The organism is Massilia soli (assembly GCF_016809835.1).
Taxonomy (GTDB): domain Bacteria; phylum Pseudomonadota; class Gammaproteobacteria; order Burkholderiales; family Burkholderiaceae_D; genus Telluria_A; species Telluria_A soli.
Map to the genome: position 1 here is coordinate 43426 of NZ_JAFBIL020000004.1, position 16651 is coordinate 60076.

Consider the following 16651-nt stretch of genomic DNA (forward strand, 5'->3'; position numbering starts at 1 on the left):
GTGTGCCTAATGCTTCCTGTGCAACTCGGTGGCAATAATAGCCTATCTTGATTTACGCGCTGTGGCTTTTTGTACACTTGCGGAAATCTTCATTTAGACGTAAACGATCTTCTTATTTCGCCGTACTGGTGATGGAATCGATCAAGCCTTTGCCGATCCGGCTCTCCATTTGCTTATGCACAGGAAGTAAAGCCTTTCGCCACGCGGCCTGTTCCTGCGCGCTGAGCGTGTGCACCGTGGTCTTGCCGGCGCGCCGGATCGCTTCCATCGCCAGGTCGTTGTCGCGCTGCGCGATCTGCTTCTCGTAGATGGTCGCTTCGCGCATCGCCTGTTCCAGCGGGCGCCGTACGTCGCCCGGCAAGCCATCCCAGAACTTCTTGTTGACGATAACCGCGTAGCCCAGGTAGCCGTGGTTCGACATCGTCACGTGCTTCTGCACCTCGTGCATCCGCTGGGTGAACATGTTCGACGGCGGATTCTCGGTGCCGTCGACCGCACCGATGCGCAGCGCCTGGTAAGCCTCGGAGAACGCCAGCGCCTGCGGGTACGCGCCCAGCGCGCGCATCTGCGCGTCGAGCACCTTGGACGACTGGATGCGCATCTTCAGGCCGCGAAAATCGGCCGGCATGCGCAACGGCTTATTCGCCGACATTACCTTGAAGCCGTTATCCCAGTAAGCCAGTCCGGTGATGCCCTTCGGTTCCAGCTTCTGCAGCAGCGCCCTGCCGATCGGGCCTTCGGTCACCTTGTACAGTGCCGCCTTGGACGGGAAAATGTAAGGCAGGTCGAACGCTTCGAATTCCCTGACGCCGAGCGGGCCGAATTTGGCCAGCGACGGGGCCAGCATCTGCACCGCGCCAAGCTGCAGCGCTTCGAGTTCTTCCTTGTCCTTGTATAGCTGGCTGTCCGGATAAACCTCGACCTTCACGCGGCCTTTGGTGTATTTTTCCGCCAGCATGCCAAATCGCTCGGCAGCCTGCCCCTTCGGCGTGTCGGGCGTAACCACATGGCTGAATTTGATGACGATGGGCGCATCGGCCCAGGCGCTGAAGCTCGCCGCGGCGGCGAGTAGCGCCAGCATGGCTCTAAGCTGCATCTTGTCTCCTCAGACGATCTGACGTCCCCCATTCTGCACTGCTATCATGGAAAACCACAATACCTGTTAACCACGTTCACCCGCCTGGCATGAATACACCGACCACCCGTCCCCGCCCGATGCAGCTCGCCGGCCCGCTGCGCTGGATCCTGCCGGTCACGCTGGTGCTGCTGTTCCTCGCGGTGCTGCTGTGGCTGCCATGGCAGGCGCGCCAGATGGAGAGCAACGAGCGCCAGGAACAGCTGATCGCCGACACGCTGTGGGTCGAACAGGCGATCCGTTTCGAACTTGAGCGCAATGCCGAAACCCTGGACAACCTCGGCGCCGAAATCGCTGCCGGCAGCATCGAGGCGCCAGCGGTCCAGGCCCGCCTCGAACAGATGCGCAAGGTCGCGCGCGACCTGACCCGGGTGGTGTGGCTTGACGACGCCGGCCAGGTGCGCGCCTCGTCCGGCGCCCCGGCGGCCAGTACCGAGGCCTCGCGCGAAGCGGCGCTGCTGGCGCGCCAGACCGGCAAGGGCCGCTACAGCAGGCCGGCCAGCGCCGGCGGCACGACTGCCCAGATGGACTACCACCTGCCGCTCACGCGCGACGGCTTCCACGCCGGCAGCCTGGTGCTCAGCTACGACCTCGACGCCCTGCTCGACGAGACCGTGCCATGGTGGTTCGCGCAGGACAACGCGGTGGCGCTGCGCGACGCCGGCGACAAGGTCATGGCGCGGCGCGAGTCGGCCGGCCCCGGACGCGGCGTCTACACCCACAACCGCCCGCTCGACCTGAATGGCGCCGAACTGCTGCTCTCCACCGACAGCGTCAAGACCGCACCGCGGCTGCTGCCTAACCTGCTGGTCGGCTCGGTCGTGCTGCTGGCGCTCGGGCTGGTCGCCAGCCTGGCGGCGCTGTGGCGCCACGTCACGCGCAGGCTGGCCGCCGAAGGCGCGCTGCGCCAGCAGATGGCGTTTCGCACCGCGATGGAAAACTCGATGATCACCGGCCTGCGCGCGCGCGACCTCGAAGGCCGTATCACTTACGTGAACCCGGCGTTCTGCCGCATGGTCGGCTTGACCGAAGCGGAGCTGATCGGACGCGCGCCGCCGATGCAGTACTGGGCGCCGGAAGCGATGGGCGAGTACCAGCAGCGCCTCGCCGAGGTGCTGTCCGGGCACGTGACGCCGCAGTTCGAAACCGTGTTCCAGCGCTCCGACGGGCAGCGCATCCCGGTGCTGATTTTCGAGTCGCCGCTGATCGGCAACGACGGCCAGCACACCGGCTGGATGGGATCGATCCTCGACATCTCCGAGCGCAAGCATGCCGAAGAGCTGAACCGCCAGCAGCAGGAAAAGCTGCAGGCCAGCTCGCGCCTGGCGACCATGGGCGAGATCTCGTCGATGCTGGCGCATGAACTGAACCAGCCGCTGGCGGCCATCTCCAGCTACACCTCGGGCGCGCTCAACATGCTGTCCGGCGGCGGCCAGGCGGTCGACGCCGACACGCTGCGCCCCGCGCTGGAACAAGCCGGCTTGCAGGCGAAGCGCGCCGGGCAGATCATCCGCAGCGTGCACCAATTCGTCAGGAAGCGCGACCCCGACCGCCAGCTGGTCGACATCACCGGCGTGATCGAGGGAGTGCGCGGCCTGATGGACCTGCAGGCGCGCCGCGTTTTCGTGTCGCTCCAGGTGCATGCCGACGTCGCGCTGCCGCCGGTGCGCGCCGACCGCCTGATGCTCGAACAAGTGCTGCTGAACCTGACCCGCAACAGCGTCGAGGCGATGCAAGACAGCGCGCCGGAGCGCCGCATCCTGCGCATCGAGGCGCGCGCGCTCAATGGCCAGGTCGAGGTATCGGTGATCGACAACGGCCACGGCATCCCCGACGACGTCAGCGCGCGCCTGTACTCGCCGTTCTTCTCGACCAAGGCCGAAGGCATGGGCATGGGGCTGTCGATTTGCCGCACCGCGATCGAGTTCCACGGCGGTACGCTGGGCCACCGTCCCAACCCGGGCGGCGGCACGGTATTTACTTTCGCCTTGCCGGCCGAGCCGGCGCCGGCGCATCACTAACGATAAGGAGACTGCATGCTGCACATCGTCGACGACGAAGACGTGATTCGCGACTCGCTCGCCTGGCTGGCCCGCTCGCGCGGCATCGAGGCGTGCGGCTATGCGACCGCCCAGGCCTTCCTCGACAGCGCCGGCGCCCGCTTCGCGCCCGAAGGCGACTGCGTGCTGCTCGACGTGCGCATGCCCGACATGAACGGCGTGGCGGTGTTCGACCAGCTTGGCGCGCGTGCGCTGACGGCGCGCATGCCGGTGATTTTCCTGACCGGGCATGGCGATGTGCCGATGGCGGTCGACAGCCTCAAACGCGGCGCCTTCGACTTTGTCGAAAAGCCGTTCAACGACAACCAGTTGATGGACCGGGTGCAGGAAGCGCTGGCAGCGTCGCGCGCCGCGGGCGCCGCTGCGCAGGTGCAGGCGCGCCTGGCTGCGCTGTCGGCGCGCGAACGCGAAGTGCTGGACAAAATCCTGGCTGGAAAACTGAACAAGGTTGTCGCCGACGAGCTGGGCATCAGCATGCGCACGGTGGAAGTACACCGCGCAAACATCTTCGAGAAAATGCAGGTCAAGACCGCCGTCGAACTGGCCGGACTGCTGAAATAGCGGCGTCGTTCCCGCGCAGGCGGGAAACCATACGCCGCAAACATGGACAGTCAGTGTAGGTTCCCGCTTTCGCGCACTGCTGTCCGGAATATTCTGCTTGACACGAATCGCTCGGCAGCCAAGCGTCGTTTTAGAAGCTACAAGGAAATCGGCAATGCATGCCAACGTCGCCCCTGCGCAGGCAGGGGCCCATGCGAATCGTTCCGAGTATGGACCCCTGCCTTCGCAGGGGCGACGTTAAGTGTTGCATTCCAAGTCTCAATGTCGCGATTTCTGTGAGCAGTGCGCTTTCGCGGGAACGACGGGGGGATAGCGATCACCTATTGACGCGAGAGATTCATTCAACTGGCCGCTCCAAATGCGAACGATTATCATCTTCCCTAACAACAGTTGAGGAAGAATCACATGGTCACAGCAGCGAAAACTTTCAGCCAGGTAGTCACCCACATGAGCATCGCCTTCACGGTGACCTGGGCAATGACGGGCTCGGCCGCGCTGGGCGGCGTTGCGGCGCTGCTCGAACCACTGGTCAACGTCGCCCTGCTCCCGCTCCACGAACACGGCTGGAAGCGTCTGCGCGCCGCCATCGCGGCACTTCAGGACAACGCCCGGACCGCCCTGCTGGCCGAAAGGCTGAGCCAGACCGCACTCCACACCGTGGTCGCCTTCGGCGTGATGTACGCCGCCTCCGGCTCGCTGGCGCTGGGCGGCATGGCCGCGCTGCTGGAGCCTGTCATCAATGTGCTGGTGCTGCCGTATCACGACCGTGCGTGGGAACGGCTGCGCGCACGCAAAGCCCGGACGCCTGCGCAGCTTCAGCCAGCGTGAAACGCCACCCGAATCGTGCGCAGTCCGATTGCTGATACTATCGCTCAGGCACGCTCGGGACCACGTCCCCGTGTAATACATGACAACCAGAAATGGCTATTCAGATGAGCGAAAAAACTATTGCGGACAAGATGTATTTAAAGAATGCCAAATCATTGGCCATTCTTAACGGCACGGCTCATCCGCGGGTTGTCGAACAGCTGCCGCAGTCCCTCGTGGTGGACGCCGATACCCCGGCCGACATCGTGCTGCTGTTTGCACTGAACCGCGACCAGCTGGAAAAATTCATGCCCGAGGCGCTCGCCCGGCTGGGCGAAAAAGGGTCGCTCTGGATTGCGTATCTGAAGCAAACAGCGTCGAAGGCCACCGACATCAACCGCGACAGTATCAGTGCGTACGCCAAGGAAAACGGCGTCACCGGCGTGGCCATGATTTCGATGGACAGCGACTGGTCGGCCCTGCGCCTCAAGCGCCTCTAAGCCTGGGCGCGTAGGTTCCCGCGTTCGCGCACTGCTGCCCGGAATAACTTTGTTGACAGTGCCATTGCATCAATCGGGTTCGGGGCGCTCGCAGGAATCGCGACATTGAGACTTGGATTGCAAGAGTCAACGTCGCCCCTGCGAAGGCAGGGGTCCATACTCGGCATGTTTGGTATGGACCCCTGCCTTCGCAGGGGCGACGACGCCTGGCTGCCAAGCGATTCGTGTCAGGCAGAATATTCCGGACAGCAGTGCGCGTTCGCGGGAACGACGAATCTATGTGTGGCGCGCCAGCGCCCATTCCACGTGTTCGCGCACCATGTCCGATGGATGATCCGCGCGCAAGCGCAAGGCCGCCACGATGGCGGCGTCGCCGTGCGCGCCGTCGGCAGCATTGCCGAGGCCGACCGCGAGGTTGCGCAACCAGCGTTCATGCCCGATGCGGCGGATCGGGCTGCCTTCCAGGCGGCGGTTGAACTCCTCCTCGGTCCACGCAAACAGCTCGGCCATGCTGGCACTGCCCAGGCCATTGCGCTCGTCAAAGTCGGGCACCGTCGCGCGCTGTGCGAACTTGTTCCACGGGCACACCGTCTGGCAGTCGTCGCAGCCGTACACGCGGTTGCCGATCAACGGCCGCAGATCTTCCGGAATGCTGCTCTTGAGTTCAATGGTCAGGTAGGAAATGCAGCGCCGCGCATCGAGCCTGCCGGGAGAGAGGATCGCGCCGGTCGGGCACACGTCGATGCAGGCCTGGCACTGGCCGCAGTGCGCGCTGGCCGGCGCATCGACCGGCAGCGGCAGGTCCACCAGGATCTCGCCAAGGAAGTACATCGAGCCGGCTTCGCGGTTCAGCATGAGGGTGTGCTTGCCGCGCCAGCCGATGCCGGCCTTTTCGGCCAGCGGCAATTCCATCACTGGCGCCGAGTCGGTAAACACGCGGTAGCCGTAGTCGCCAATTGCCGCGGTGACGCGGTCGGCCAGCTGCTGCAGGCGGCTGCGGATCACCTTGTGATAATCGCGGCCGCGTGCGTACATCGAGATGACGGCGGTGTGCGGATCGCGCAAGCGCGCGGTCTCGCGCTCGCGCCAGTCGGCGGGGGTCGATGGCGGCAGGTAGTCCATGCGCGCGCAGATCGTGCGCACCGTCCCGGGCACCAGTTCGGCCGGACGCGCGCGCTTCATGCCATGGCTTGCCATATAATCCATCTCGCCATGGCGGCCGGCGTCAAGCCAGGCCTGCAAGCCTGCTTCGGCATGCGCCAGGTCGACGTCGGCGATGCGCACATCGGCGAAGCCAAGTTCGGCGCCCCACTGTTTGATGGCGTGCGCAAGTTGCTGCAGGTCGGGTTCTGAGTGTTGCATGCTCGGCAGGATTAAAATAGCGCCAGCCGGATCAGGCAGGACTTAACCTCACATTCTATTCGATGCAGCATTTGACCACCCACCTCCCCGACGAATCGGCCACCGCGGCACTAGGCGCGGCGTTAGCGCGCGCCCTCGCGCCTGGCCTCGTGATCCACCTGCACGGCGACCTTGGCGCCGGCAAGACCGCGCTCACCCGCGCGATGCTGCATGCGGCCGGCCACGTCGGCCCGGTGCGCAGCCCGACCTACACCTTGTCGGAACCGTATCGCATCGAACTGGACGGCGTGGCCGTCAACGTGATCCACTTCGACCTGTACCGCATGTCGAGCCCGGAGGAATTCCTCGATGCCGGCTTCCGCGAAGAGTTCAATGGTCGCAACATCTGCATCGTCGAATGGCCCGAGAAAGCCGACCCGGTGTTGCCGCCGCCCGACTTGAATGTGTTACTGAACGTGGCCGGGCAAGGTCGTGATGTAGAATTGCAAGCGTTGTCTCCCTTGGGCCTGTTATGCCTCGAACGCCTCGAACTCCCCCCTCCGTGACCAAGCCGATTAATCGCCGGACGATGCTCAAGGCTGGCGGCACGCTGCTGTTGTCGGTGCTGTCGCCGCTGCCAGCGGCCGCCGCGCAGATACTTGCGGTGCGCGTCTGGCCCGCTCCCGACTACACCCGCGTGACGCTGGAAAACGACAGCGACCTGAAAGCCACCCACTTCATCGTCCCCGACCCGCAGCGCCTGGTGGTCGACATCGAGGGCCTGACCCTCAGCCCGACCCTTAAAAGCCTGGTCGCCAAAATCGAATCGGAAGACCCGTACATCAAGCAGGTACGCGTGGGCCAGAACCGGCCCAACGTGGTGCGGCTGGTGTTCGACCTGAAGGAAGAAATCAAGCCGCAGGTATTTACACTGGCGCCGGTGGGCGAATACAAGCACCGGCTGATCTTCGACCTGTACCCGGTGGTGCCGAGCGACCCGATCGCCCAGATGATCGAAAAAGGCGAGTGGATGCGCGACGACCTCGCGCCCGCCGGCAAGCCTGAGCTGCCTGCCCCTACCGCCGCGCCCGACCCGCTGGCCAAGCAGAAATCCGAAATGCCGGCCATGGCGGTGGTGACGCCCGAGGTCGTCGCGCCCGTCAAACCGGCGGCGCCGAAGCTGGACAAGCCGCAGGTGGTGCGCATGGTGACGATCGCGCTCGACCCGGGCCACGGCGGCGAAGACCCGGGCGCGATCGGCGCGGCCGGCACGCGTGAAAAAGACATCGTGCTGGCGATCGCCAAGCGCCTCAAGTTCAAGATCGAAGAAGAACCCAATATGCGCGTGATGCTTACGCGCGACGGCGACTACTTCGTCCCGCTCGGCACCCGCGTCGCAAAGGCGCGCAAGGTGCAGGCCGACCTGTTTTTGTCGATCCACGCCGACGCCTTCATGAAGCCGAGCGCGCGCGGGTCGTCGGTGTTTGTGCTCTCCGAAAAAGGCGCCACCTCCACCGCCGCGCGCTGGCTGGCCAACAAGGAAAATGCGGCCGACTTGATCGGCGGCGTCAACATGGGCACCCAGGACCGCCAGCTCGCCAGCGTGCTGTTCGACCTGTCGACGACGGCCCAGATCAACGACAGCATGAAGCTGGGCGCAGCCGTCCTGAGCGAGATCGGCGGCTTTGCGCGCCTGCACAAGGCCGCGGTCGAACAGGCCGGGTTTGCGGTGCTGAAGGCGCCGGACATTCCCTCGATCTTGATCGAGACCGCCTTCATTTCGAATCCGGAAGAAGAAGCCAAGCTGCGCGACAACGGCTACCAGGACCAGATCGCCTCGGCGATCATGAAGGGCATCAAGACCTACTTCGCTAAAAACCCGCCGATGGCAAAGAGTCGGCTTGGCTAGAGGGAGTGCACATGACAGCAATTTCGATGACCGATTTCGGCGCCCTGCCGGCGGTGCGGATTGAAGGACCCGACGGCGCCGTCGCCATCGTCACATTGTATGGCGCGCACCTGGTGTCATGGGTAACGTCGGATGGGCAGGAACGCATCTTCTGCAGCGCGAAGTCGTCGCTTGACGGCAGCCGTGCCATTCGCGGCGGGGTGCCGGTGATCTTTCCGCAGTTTGCCGCGCGCGGCAACGGCATGCGCCATGGTTTTGCGCGCGTCAGCACCTGGCGGCTAGGCGACAACGGCGATGGTTTCGCGGAATTCACGCTCACGCAAGCAGAACTGGCCCCCGGCGTGGCAGCGGCCTGGCCGCATGCATTCAGCCTGACGCTGCGGGTTGAGGTGCTGCTCGATGAACTGCGCTTCGTGATGGCGGTGCGTAACGCGGGCACGGCGCCGTTCCCGTTCTCCGCCGCGCTGCACAGCTACTTCATGATCGACCGGCTGGCCTATACCGCCATCGACGGCGTGCAGGAAGGCGAGATGCTCATCACCGACAAGTACGACCATATCTATTTCGGCGTCGAGCGCTCGATCGTGCTGAGGTCGGGGATGGGGGCGTTGCGGCTCGATCAGCAGGGATTCACGGACGCCGTGGTGTGGAACCCGGGCGCTGCCGATTCAGCGGCGCTGGCGGACATGGAAGGCGACGAGTACCAGCACTTCGTGTGTATCGAGCCGGCGCTGATCGAGCCGGTGACGCTGGAAGCGGGCGCCACCTGGACCGGCCGGCATCAGATCAACGTCGTCTACGCCTGACATTCTTGTTGACAGTGCGATTGCATCAATCGGGTTCGGGGCGCTTACAGAAATCGCGACATTGAGACTTGGAATGCAAGACTTAACGTCGCCCCTGCGAAGGCAGGGGTCCGTACTCGGCACGATTAGTATGGGCCCCTGCCTGCGCAGGGGCGACGTTGGCAATGATGCTTGGCTGCCGAGCGATTCGTGTCAAGCAGAATATTCCGGACAGCAGTGCGCCGTCGCGGGAACGACAGCCTTAGTTCGATTCCTTGACCACGCGCCCCGAATTGGCCTGCACCGGGCGCGCATTGAACGGATACAGGCGGCTGAACAAGGCCATCTGCGGCGGCGACGCCTGTATCGGCTGCTTCATCACCATCCACAGCACGCCCTCGGTGCACGGCGGCGTGGTCAGCGATCCCATATACGTGAAATAGTCGCGCCGCTCGGGCAGCAGCTCGGACACATCGAGCACCACCGACGGCTGCACGGTGTCGTGCTTTTCCAGCGGCAGGTTGTTCCAAACCGTCTGGATCATGTTGTGGGCCGCGCCGCGTTCCAGCAGCACTGCCAGCACCGCCAGCTTGCCTTCCGCATCGCGGTGCACCAGATGCACCACCATCTCGAAGCTCTTGCCGTTGATGCGCTCTTCCGACGGCCGGTGGAAGTGGAACTGCTGCAGTTCGTACGAGCGGTTCTGCACCGTCAGGAAATTACCGCCGGCGAGGTTCACCTGGATCGTGTGGCCGTTATCGACCACGCTGAACGACGATGGCTTGTAATCGAAGGCCAGCTGTTCCAGCTCGACTTTCATGCCGTCGCGGATATCGATCGGCGACTGGCGCCCGCCGGTACCGCACTGGCTCCATTTGGCATTGATCTTGCTCCAGTTTGCCGGGCCGAACTCGCCATCGTAGGCCCAGTGGGTGCCGTTGGCGGGCGGCGGCGGCTTGGCCACGGCGACTTCCACTTTCTTTTTGGATGCGGCGGCCTTTCGCGCGCGGGCCGCGGCGGCGGCGCGCTGCTGCTGGCTGTTGCGCATTTCGGCAATGCGGGCGGCGATGCGCGCCTGCAGGTCAAGCTCGGCCTGCTCATCGATGATGCGCTGCTCGGCGGCGGTCAATGGCCGTGGCGCAGGCTTGACCGGCGCGGCCGTTGCCGGCTTCGACGACGCGACGCCAGAGGCGGCGGCAGGCGCGGGCGCTGGCGCTGCGGCAGGTGGATCTTTCGCATCGGCTGTCGCAATGGCGAAGCAGCAGGCGGAGAGGATGATCAGGTTACGCATGAGAATCCAGAAAGGTGGCTTACATTCTGGTTTATCGGCGCAAACACCGGGAAACTTGAGTCCGCGGAGCAACTACCGCGCGATAAATCATCGCGCGGTACCAATTTGCTACTTACCGGCTCAGCATCTTGCGGCCGAACTTGTACAGGCCGCCAAGGGCGATCGGGACAATCGCCGCACCAACGCCGACCAGCACGATGGCGGTCAGGTTGTCACGAATGATAGGGATGTTACCGAACAGATAACCGGCGGTGACCAGGCTGACGACCCACAGCGTGGCACCGGTGATGTTGTAAAACTGGAAGCGCGTGTGCGTCATGTCCGAGACCCCGGCCACGAAAGGCGCGAAGGTACGCACCACCGGCACGAAACGCGCCAGGATGATGGTCTTGCCGCCGTGCTTCTCGAAGAACATGTGGGTCTTGTGCAGGGCGTCCTTGTTGAGCCACCGGTAATCGTGGGTAAACATGCGCTGGCCCACCTTCTCGCCGATCCAATAGTTCAGCGTGTTGCCGGTGACGGCAGCGGTGATCAACAGCGCCATCAGCAGCCAATAGTTCATCTCGCCGGTGGCGCAGAACGCGCCGGCAATGAACAAGAGGGTGTCGCCGGGGAAGAAGAACAGCACGACCAGTCCGGTTTCGCAAAAGACAATCGCGAACAAAACGGCGTAAACGTAAATTCCGTACTCGGCAAGGAGCATGCCGAGGGTTTTATCGACATGAAGAATCATGTCGAGAAACTGCATCAGGTCCATATATTTCCTAAAAGGTAGCGCCGCATCATACCATCTCCGGGGCCCCGGCAATCCGGGCAATCGCCGACAACAATGGCAGATGATTGCGCTGGCTCAGAAGTTTCCGCCGCGCCGATATTCCAGTTTACAATCGGCACGCGACTGCCCCAAGCGGCAGAAAAAAACAACACCGACAGGAGACAAGGGATGCACGTGATGGATGCGAACAACAAGGCGATGCTGCTGGCAGGCGCCGCAGCGGTGGCGCTGATGACGCTGGCGCCGGCGCACGCGGCCAAGGCGCTGGCCGAAAAACCGACCGTTGGCGACCTGGTCAAGGCCTCGAAGCCATCGGACTGGCGCCCGCTCGACCCGGACAACACGGTCTACATGGACCTGCCCGGCGGGCGCGTCATCATCGAACTGGCGCCCGACTTCGCGCCAAATCACGTTGCCAACATCAAGACGCTGGCGCGCGACAACTACTTCGACGGCCTGGCCGTGATCCGCTCGCAAGACAATTTCGTGGCCCAGTGGGGCGACGCCGATGAAAAGACGCCGCGCCCGTTCAAGAACGCCAAGGCCAAGCTGAAGGCCGAATTTACCGTCCCTCTGGCGAACGACAAGCGCTTTACGCGCCTGCCGGACCCTGACGGCTACGCCGCCCAGGTCGGCCACTCGAACGGCTTCCCCTCGGCGCGCGACCCGAAGACCGGCCAAGCCTGGCTGGTGCATTGCTACGGCATGGTCGGGGTCGGGCGCGACACCGACGCCGACTCCGGCGGCGGCTCGTCGCTGTACGCCGTTACCGGCCACGCCCCGCGCCACCTCGACCGCAACATCACCGTGGTCGGCCGGGTTGTGTCGGGCATGCCGCTGCTGTCGTCGCTCACGCGCGGCCCGGCGCCGATGGGCTTTTACGACAAGCCGGAGCAATACGTCCCGATCGGCCGCTTCCGGGTCGCCGCCGACGTGCCGGACGCCGAGCGCAGCAAGTTTGAAGTGATGCGCACCGACAGCGCCATGTACAAGGCCGTGGTCGAGGCGCAACGCAACCGTGGCGGGCCGTGGAACAAGGTCGCCGCCGGCCATGTTGAGCTGTGTAACGCCCCGATCCCCGTGCGCGAAGCCAAATAAGACGACGCGCGTCGTTTTAGAAGCTACAGCCACAACGACATCGGCAATGCAGGCCAACGTCGCCCCTGCGAAGGCAGGGGCCCATACTTAACATGCCGAGTATGGCCCCCTGCCTTCGCAGGGGCGACGTTAAGTCTTGCATTCCAGGTTTCAATGCCGCAATTGCTGTGAGCGCCCCGAGCCCGATTGATGCAATGTCACTGTCAACAAGACTATTCCGGACAGCAGTGCGCGCAAGCGGGAAGCCGGTTCCGGCAGTTCCGGGAACGACGACATGTCCGCAGGCTATAATTCTCCGATGAACGCCCCGATTCCCGCACACCGCCCCATCCAGGCCCTCCCCGACCAGTTGATCTCCCAAATCGCCGCAGGCGAAGTGGTCGAGCGGCCGTCGGCGGTGGTCAAGGAGCTGCTTGAGAACGCACTCGACGCCGGCTCCACCCAGATCACCGTGCGCCTGGAGGAAGGCGGCGTCAAGCGCATCGCCATCACCGACAATGGCCGCGGCATCCCGCCCGAGCAGCTGCCGCTCGCGCTGGCGCGCCATGCGACCTCCAAGATCTCGTCGCTGCACGACCTTGAAAACGTCAACACGCTGGGCTTTCGCGGCGAGGCGCTGGCGTCGATAGCCGCCGTCGCCGCCGTCAGCGTCACGTCGCGCACCGCCGATGCGGCGCACGCATGGGAAATCGTCGGCTCGCATCATGGCACCGTCGCGCCTTCGTCGGGCGCGCTGGGCACCACCATCGATGTCCAGGACCTGTATTTCAACACGCCCGCGCGGCGCAAGTTCCTCAAGTCCGAGCAGACCGAGTACGGCCACTGCGCGGAAGTCGTGCGCCGCATCGCCCTGGCGCGGCCGGACGTGTCGTTCACGCTGTCGCACAACGGCCGCACCATCGACCAGTGGAACGTCTGCGAGATGGCCAAGCGCAGCGCCCATATTCTCGGCAACGACTTCGCCGAAGCGCGCCTGCCGATCGACGAATCGGCCGGCCCCCTGCGTATCCACGGCTACGCCGGACTGCCAACCGCCTCGAAGGCGCGCGCCGACGGCCAGTTCTTTTATGTGAACGGCCGCTACGTACGCGACAAGCTGCTGGTGCACGCGGTGCGTGCGGCCTACCAGGACGTGCTGCACGGCGACCGCTTCCCGTCGTACGTGCTGGCGCTCGACCTCGACCCGGCGCTGGTGGACGTCAATGTCCACCCGTCCAAGATCGAAGTGCGCTTCCGCGACAGCCGCGCGGTGCACCAGTTTGTATTCCACGCCGTGCAGCGCGCGCTGGCGCAGACATCGGCCACGGCATTCGGCAGCGTCCCTGCTCCGCTGACCGCCGGCGACATCGGCGGCGGCACCTCCACCTGGCGGCGCGAACACGAGCAAACCTCGTTCGGCGCGCAGCTGGCTACATTCTCGCCATCGCCTTACCCGGCCGGCAGCCGCTGGGACGCGCCCGGCGTGGCGCAGACCACCGACAGCTATGGCGCGCTGTTCGCATCGACGCCAGGCCAGCCGATCACCCAAATGCAGCAGCCGATTGTCTCTGCGCAGGCGATGTCGAACGACGAATACCCGCTCGGCTTCGCACTGGCCCAGCTGCACGGCATCTACATCCTGGCGCAGAACACCAAGGGGCTGGTGCTGATCGACATGCACGCCGCCCACGAGCGCATCCTGTACGAACAGCTCAAGACGGCGCTCGACGCGCAGGTCGACGGCCAGGACATGCAAGTACAGCAGCTGCTGATTCCGGTGACGTTCTTCGCCGATGCGGTGGAAGTAGGCACCGCGCAGGAGAACCAGGACACGCTGCGCAAGCTTGGCTTCGACATTGGCGCCTTGTCGCCGACCACGCTGGCGGTACGCTCGGTGCCGGTGCTGCTGAAGAATGCCGACGCCCAGACCCTGGCGCGCGACGTGCTGCGCGACGTGCGCGAATTCGGCGGCTCACGCGTATTGATCGAGCGGCGCAACGAGCTGCTTGGCACCCTCGCCTGCCACACGGCGGTGCGCGCCAACCGCATCCTCACGGTACCGGAGATGAACGCGCTGCTGCGCCAGATGGAAAGCACCGAACGCGCCGACCAGTGCAACCACGGACGCCCTACCTGGGTCCAGCTCGAAATCTCCGCGCTCGACAAGCTTTTCCTGCGCGGTCAATGATGTCGGATCACAGCCCTACCCCGCGCCCTCTTCCCGAGTACGCGCACGCGCCGATCCTGCTGCTGATTATCGGCTTCATGATGCTGCAGCCGCTGTCGACGGACCTGTATCTCGCCTCGCTGCCAAGCCTGGCCACCGTGTTCGGCGTGCCAGCGTCCACGGTGCAGCTGACGCTGTCGGTATTCGTCATCGGCTTCGGCGGCGCGCAACTGATTATCGGCCCGCTGTCGGACCGATACGGCCGCCGCCCGGTGCTGATGTGGGGCCTCGCGCTGTACGTCGCAGCGAGCCTGCTGTGCGCGTCCGCGCAAACCATCCAGGTGCTGATCACCGCGCGCTTCCTGCAGGCGCTGGGCTGCTGCTCGGCCATCATCATCGCCCGCGCGATCGTGCGCGACGCCTATGCGCCGGCCGACAGCGCCCGGGTGATCGCACGTGCCAGCAGCTGGCTGTCGCTGGCGCCGCTGACCGGCCCTATCCTCGGCTCCTATCTGCAAGTGGCGTTCGGCTGGCGCGCGGCGTTCGTCGCGCTGTCGATCCTGTCGGCCATCGTGCTTGGCGCGGTCATCCTGCGCCTGCCCGAAACCAACGTCCACAAGAACCCGCGCGCCACCGAATTGCGCGGCCTGATGGCCAACTACCGCCACGTGCTCGGTTCGCGCGCCTTCTGGGCGCACGTGCTGCCTGGCGCGCTGTCGTACGGTTCGATCTTCGCGTTCATCTCCGGCTCGTCGCTGGTGCTAATCCGCGTGCTTGGCGTGCCGACTGAATTCTTCGGCTACTGCTTCGCGTTCGGCGTGTCCGGCTATTTGTGCGGCACCATTATCTGCCGCCGCCTGCTGCCGCGCTTCGGCGCATCCACCACGCTGCGTATCGGCAGCACGATGTCGCTCGCCGCCGGCGCGCTGTTCCTGGCCGCCGTGGCGCTGGGTTTCGCGCACTGGTCGGTGGTGGTGGTGGCGATGTTCATGACGATGGGCGCGCACGGACTTAACTTCCCGGTGTCGCAGTCCGGCTCCGTCACGCCCTTCCCCCAGCAGGCTGGCACCGCGGCCGGCCTGATGGGCGCCATCGTCATGCTGGCGGCGTTCTGCGTGGGCACCGTGGTCGGCGCCACATACGACGGCACGCTGTTCCCGCTGGCCTTCACCGCGTGCGGCCTCGGCGCGGCGATCTTCGCATCGGTGCGCCTGGTTGCGCACAAGGAGGCGCCATGAAGCCGCTGGCAGTGGCCATCATGGGGCCAACCGCGTCCGGAAAAACGGCGGCGGCGCTGGCGATCGCGCGCGAGATACCGTCCGAAATCATCTCGGTCGATTCGGCGCTGGTCTATCGCGAGATGGACATTGGCACCGCCAAGCCGACCGCTGAAGAACTGGCGAGCGTACCGCACCACCTGATCGACATCATCGAGCCGACCGAGTCCTATTCGGTGGCCCAGTTCAGCAGCGATACGATCAGGCTGGTGGCCGAGATCAGCGCGCGCGGCAAGCTGCCGCTGCTCGTCGGCGGCACGATGATGTACTTTAAAGGCCTGACCGACGGCCTCGATGACTTGCCGACAGCGGACGCCGACGTGCGCGCGCGGATAGATGAAGAAGCTGCGCGTATCGGCTGGCCGGCCATGCATGACAAGCTGCGCACGCTCGACCCGCCGACCGCCGACCGCCTGGCCCCCAACGACGCCCAGCGCATCAACCGCGCGCTGGAGATCATTGAACTGAGCGGCAAGCCGATGTCCGAACTGCTGGCCAAGCGCGCCAAGACCGAACTGCCGTTCGAGCTGCTGTCGTTTGCGCTGGAGCCGTCCGACCGCGCTGTGCTGCACGCACGCATCGCCACCCGCTTCGACCAGATGCTGGGCCTGAGCGACGACCAGGGCCTGGTGGCCGAGGTGGCCCGCCTGCGCGCGCGCGGCGATTTGAATCCAACGCTGCCGTCGATGCGCTGCGTCGGCTATCGCCAGGCGTGGGATTATCTGGACGGCGTGATCGACCGCGCTGCGCTGCGCGAAACCGGCATCATCGCCACGCGCCAGCTGGCCAAGCGCCAGCTGACCTGGCTGCGCTCGATGCCTGCACGCGTCGTTATCGATTGCCTCAGCCCCAACGTTGCTGGTACCATGTTGGACAAGCTGGCGGAAACGAAGAAATAGTATTCCGACAAGCACTGTCGATGTCTTGCAGATTTTTTGCAAAACCTTGACAGACCGGATGAAAATC

Annotated in this window: 15 protein-coding genes; 11 read left to right on the forward strand and 4 right to left on the reverse strand. The window is 64.7% G+C overall.

Annotated features, from left to right (window positions below):
* Window positions 1-112: 112 nt before the first annotated feature.
* On the reverse strand, window positions 113-1096 hold the full coding sequence (locus I4X03_RS10355) for a TRAP transporter substrate-binding protein (protein WP_223468150.1): 984 nt from the start codon (window positions 1094-1096) through the stop codon (window positions 113-115).
* A gap of 89 nt (window positions 1097-1185) precedes the next feature.
* Here I4X03_RS10355 and I4X03_RS10360 point away from each other — a divergent pair, with 89 nt between their 5' ends.
* The 4 genes from I4X03_RS10360 to I4X03_RS10375 all read left to right on the forward strand — a co-directional run bounded on the left by I4X03_RS10360 (window position 1186) and on the right by I4X03_RS10375 (window position 5063).
* A complete protein-coding gene (locus tag I4X03_RS10360) occupies window positions 1186-3156 on the forward strand; it encodes a two-component system sensor histidine kinase NtrB (protein WP_223468151.1) in 1971 nt (656 codons plus the stop codon).
* Window positions 3157-3171: 15 nt separating this feature from the next.
* Entirely contained in the window at window positions 3172-3756 is a 585-nt protein-coding gene (locus I4X03_RS10365) for a response regulator transcription factor (protein ID WP_223468152.1), read from the forward strand.
* A 405-nt stretch (window positions 3757-4161) separates the two neighbouring features.
* Complete coding sequence (locus tag I4X03_RS10370; protein WP_223468153.1) at window positions 4162-4584, forward strand: DUF2061 domain-containing protein; 423 nt, start codon at window positions 4162-4164, stop codon at window positions 4582-4584.
* A gap of 104 nt (window positions 4585-4688) precedes the next feature.
* A complete protein-coding gene (locus tag I4X03_RS10375; RefSeq protein ID WP_223468154.1) occupies window positions 4689-5063 on the forward strand; it encodes a DUF3052 family protein in 375 nt (124 codons plus the stop codon).
* 276 nt (window positions 5064-5339) lie between these two features.
* Here I4X03_RS10375 and queG read toward each other — a convergent pair whose 3' ends face one another.
* Complete coding sequence (queG, locus tag I4X03_RS10380) at window positions 5340-6425, reverse strand: tRNA epoxyqueuosine(34) reductase QueG (protein ID WP_223468155.1); 1086 nt, start codon at window positions 6423-6425, stop codon at window positions 5340-5342.
* Between the two features lie 62 nt (window positions 6426-6487).
* On the opposite strand from queG, the gene tsaE reads away from it, so the two are divergent.
* From tsaE to I4X03_RS10395, 3 genes are read left to right on the forward strand one after another with little or no spacing between them, the layout of a single operon-like run.
* Window positions 6488-6970 (forward strand): tRNA (adenosine(37)-N6)-threonylcarbamoyltransferase complex ATPase subunit type 1 TsaE, encoded by a 483-nt coding sequence (gene tsaE / locus I4X03_RS10385; protein ID WP_223468156.1) that lies wholly within the window; start codon window positions 6488-6490, stop codon window positions 6968-6970.
* Entirely contained in the window at window positions 6937-8313 is a 1377-nt protein-coding gene (locus I4X03_RS10390) for an N-acetylmuramoyl-L-alanine amidase (protein WP_370660504.1), read from the forward strand. Before tsaE ends, I4X03_RS10390 begins: the two co-directional genes overlap by 34 nt.
* Before the next feature lie 11 nt (window positions 8314-8324).
* A complete protein-coding gene (locus I4X03_RS10395; protein WP_223468157.1) occupies window positions 8325-9119 on the forward strand; it encodes a D-hexose-6-phosphate mutarotase in 795 nt (264 codons plus the stop codon).
* 241 nt (window positions 9120-9360) lie between these two features.
* Here the strand turns inward: I4X03_RS10395 and I4X03_RS10400 are convergent, their stop codons facing one another.
* Together I4X03_RS10400 and I4X03_RS10405 are read right to left on the reverse strand one after the other, a co-directional pair.
* Window positions 9361-10389 (reverse strand): carbonic anhydrase, encoded by a 1029-nt coding sequence (locus I4X03_RS10400; RefSeq protein ID WP_223468158.1) that lies wholly within the window; start codon window positions 10387-10389, stop codon window positions 9361-9363.
* A gap of 112 nt (window positions 10390-10501) precedes the next feature.
* On the reverse strand, window positions 10502-11146 hold the full coding sequence (locus tag I4X03_RS10405; RefSeq protein WP_223468159.1) for a VTT domain-containing protein: 645 nt from the start codon (window positions 11144-11146) through the stop codon (window positions 10502-10504).
* Between the two features lie 195 nt (window positions 11147-11341).
* On the opposite strand from I4X03_RS10405, the gene I4X03_RS10410 reads away from it, so the two are divergent.
* From I4X03_RS10410 to miaA, 4 genes are all read left to right on the forward strand, one after another.
* A complete protein-coding gene (locus tag I4X03_RS10410) occupies window positions 11342-12262 on the forward strand; it encodes a peptidylprolyl isomerase (RefSeq protein ID WP_370660514.1) in 921 nt (306 codons plus the stop codon).
* Between the two features lie 298 nt (window positions 12263-12560).
* Window positions 12561-14429 (forward strand): DNA mismatch repair endonuclease MutL, encoded by a 1869-nt coding sequence (gene mutL, locus I4X03_RS10415; protein WP_223468567.1) that lies wholly within the window; start codon window positions 12561-12563, stop codon window positions 14427-14429.
* Window positions 14426-15646: a multidrug effflux MFS transporter gene (locus I4X03_RS10420; protein ID WP_223468161.1), complete on the forward strand. Its 1221-nt coding sequence runs from the start codon at window positions 14426-14428 to the stop codon at window positions 15644-15646. The genes mutL and I4X03_RS10420 overlap by 4 nt, the downstream gene beginning before the upstream one ends.
* Window positions 15643-16584, forward strand: coding sequence for a tRNA (adenosine(37)-N6)-dimethylallyltransferase MiaA (gene miaA / locus I4X03_RS10425; protein WP_223468162.1), 942 nt, complete (start codon window positions 15643-15645; stop codon window positions 16582-16584). The genes I4X03_RS10420 and miaA overlap by 4 nt, the downstream gene beginning before the upstream one ends.
* Window positions 16585-16651 lie beyond the last annotated feature (67 nt).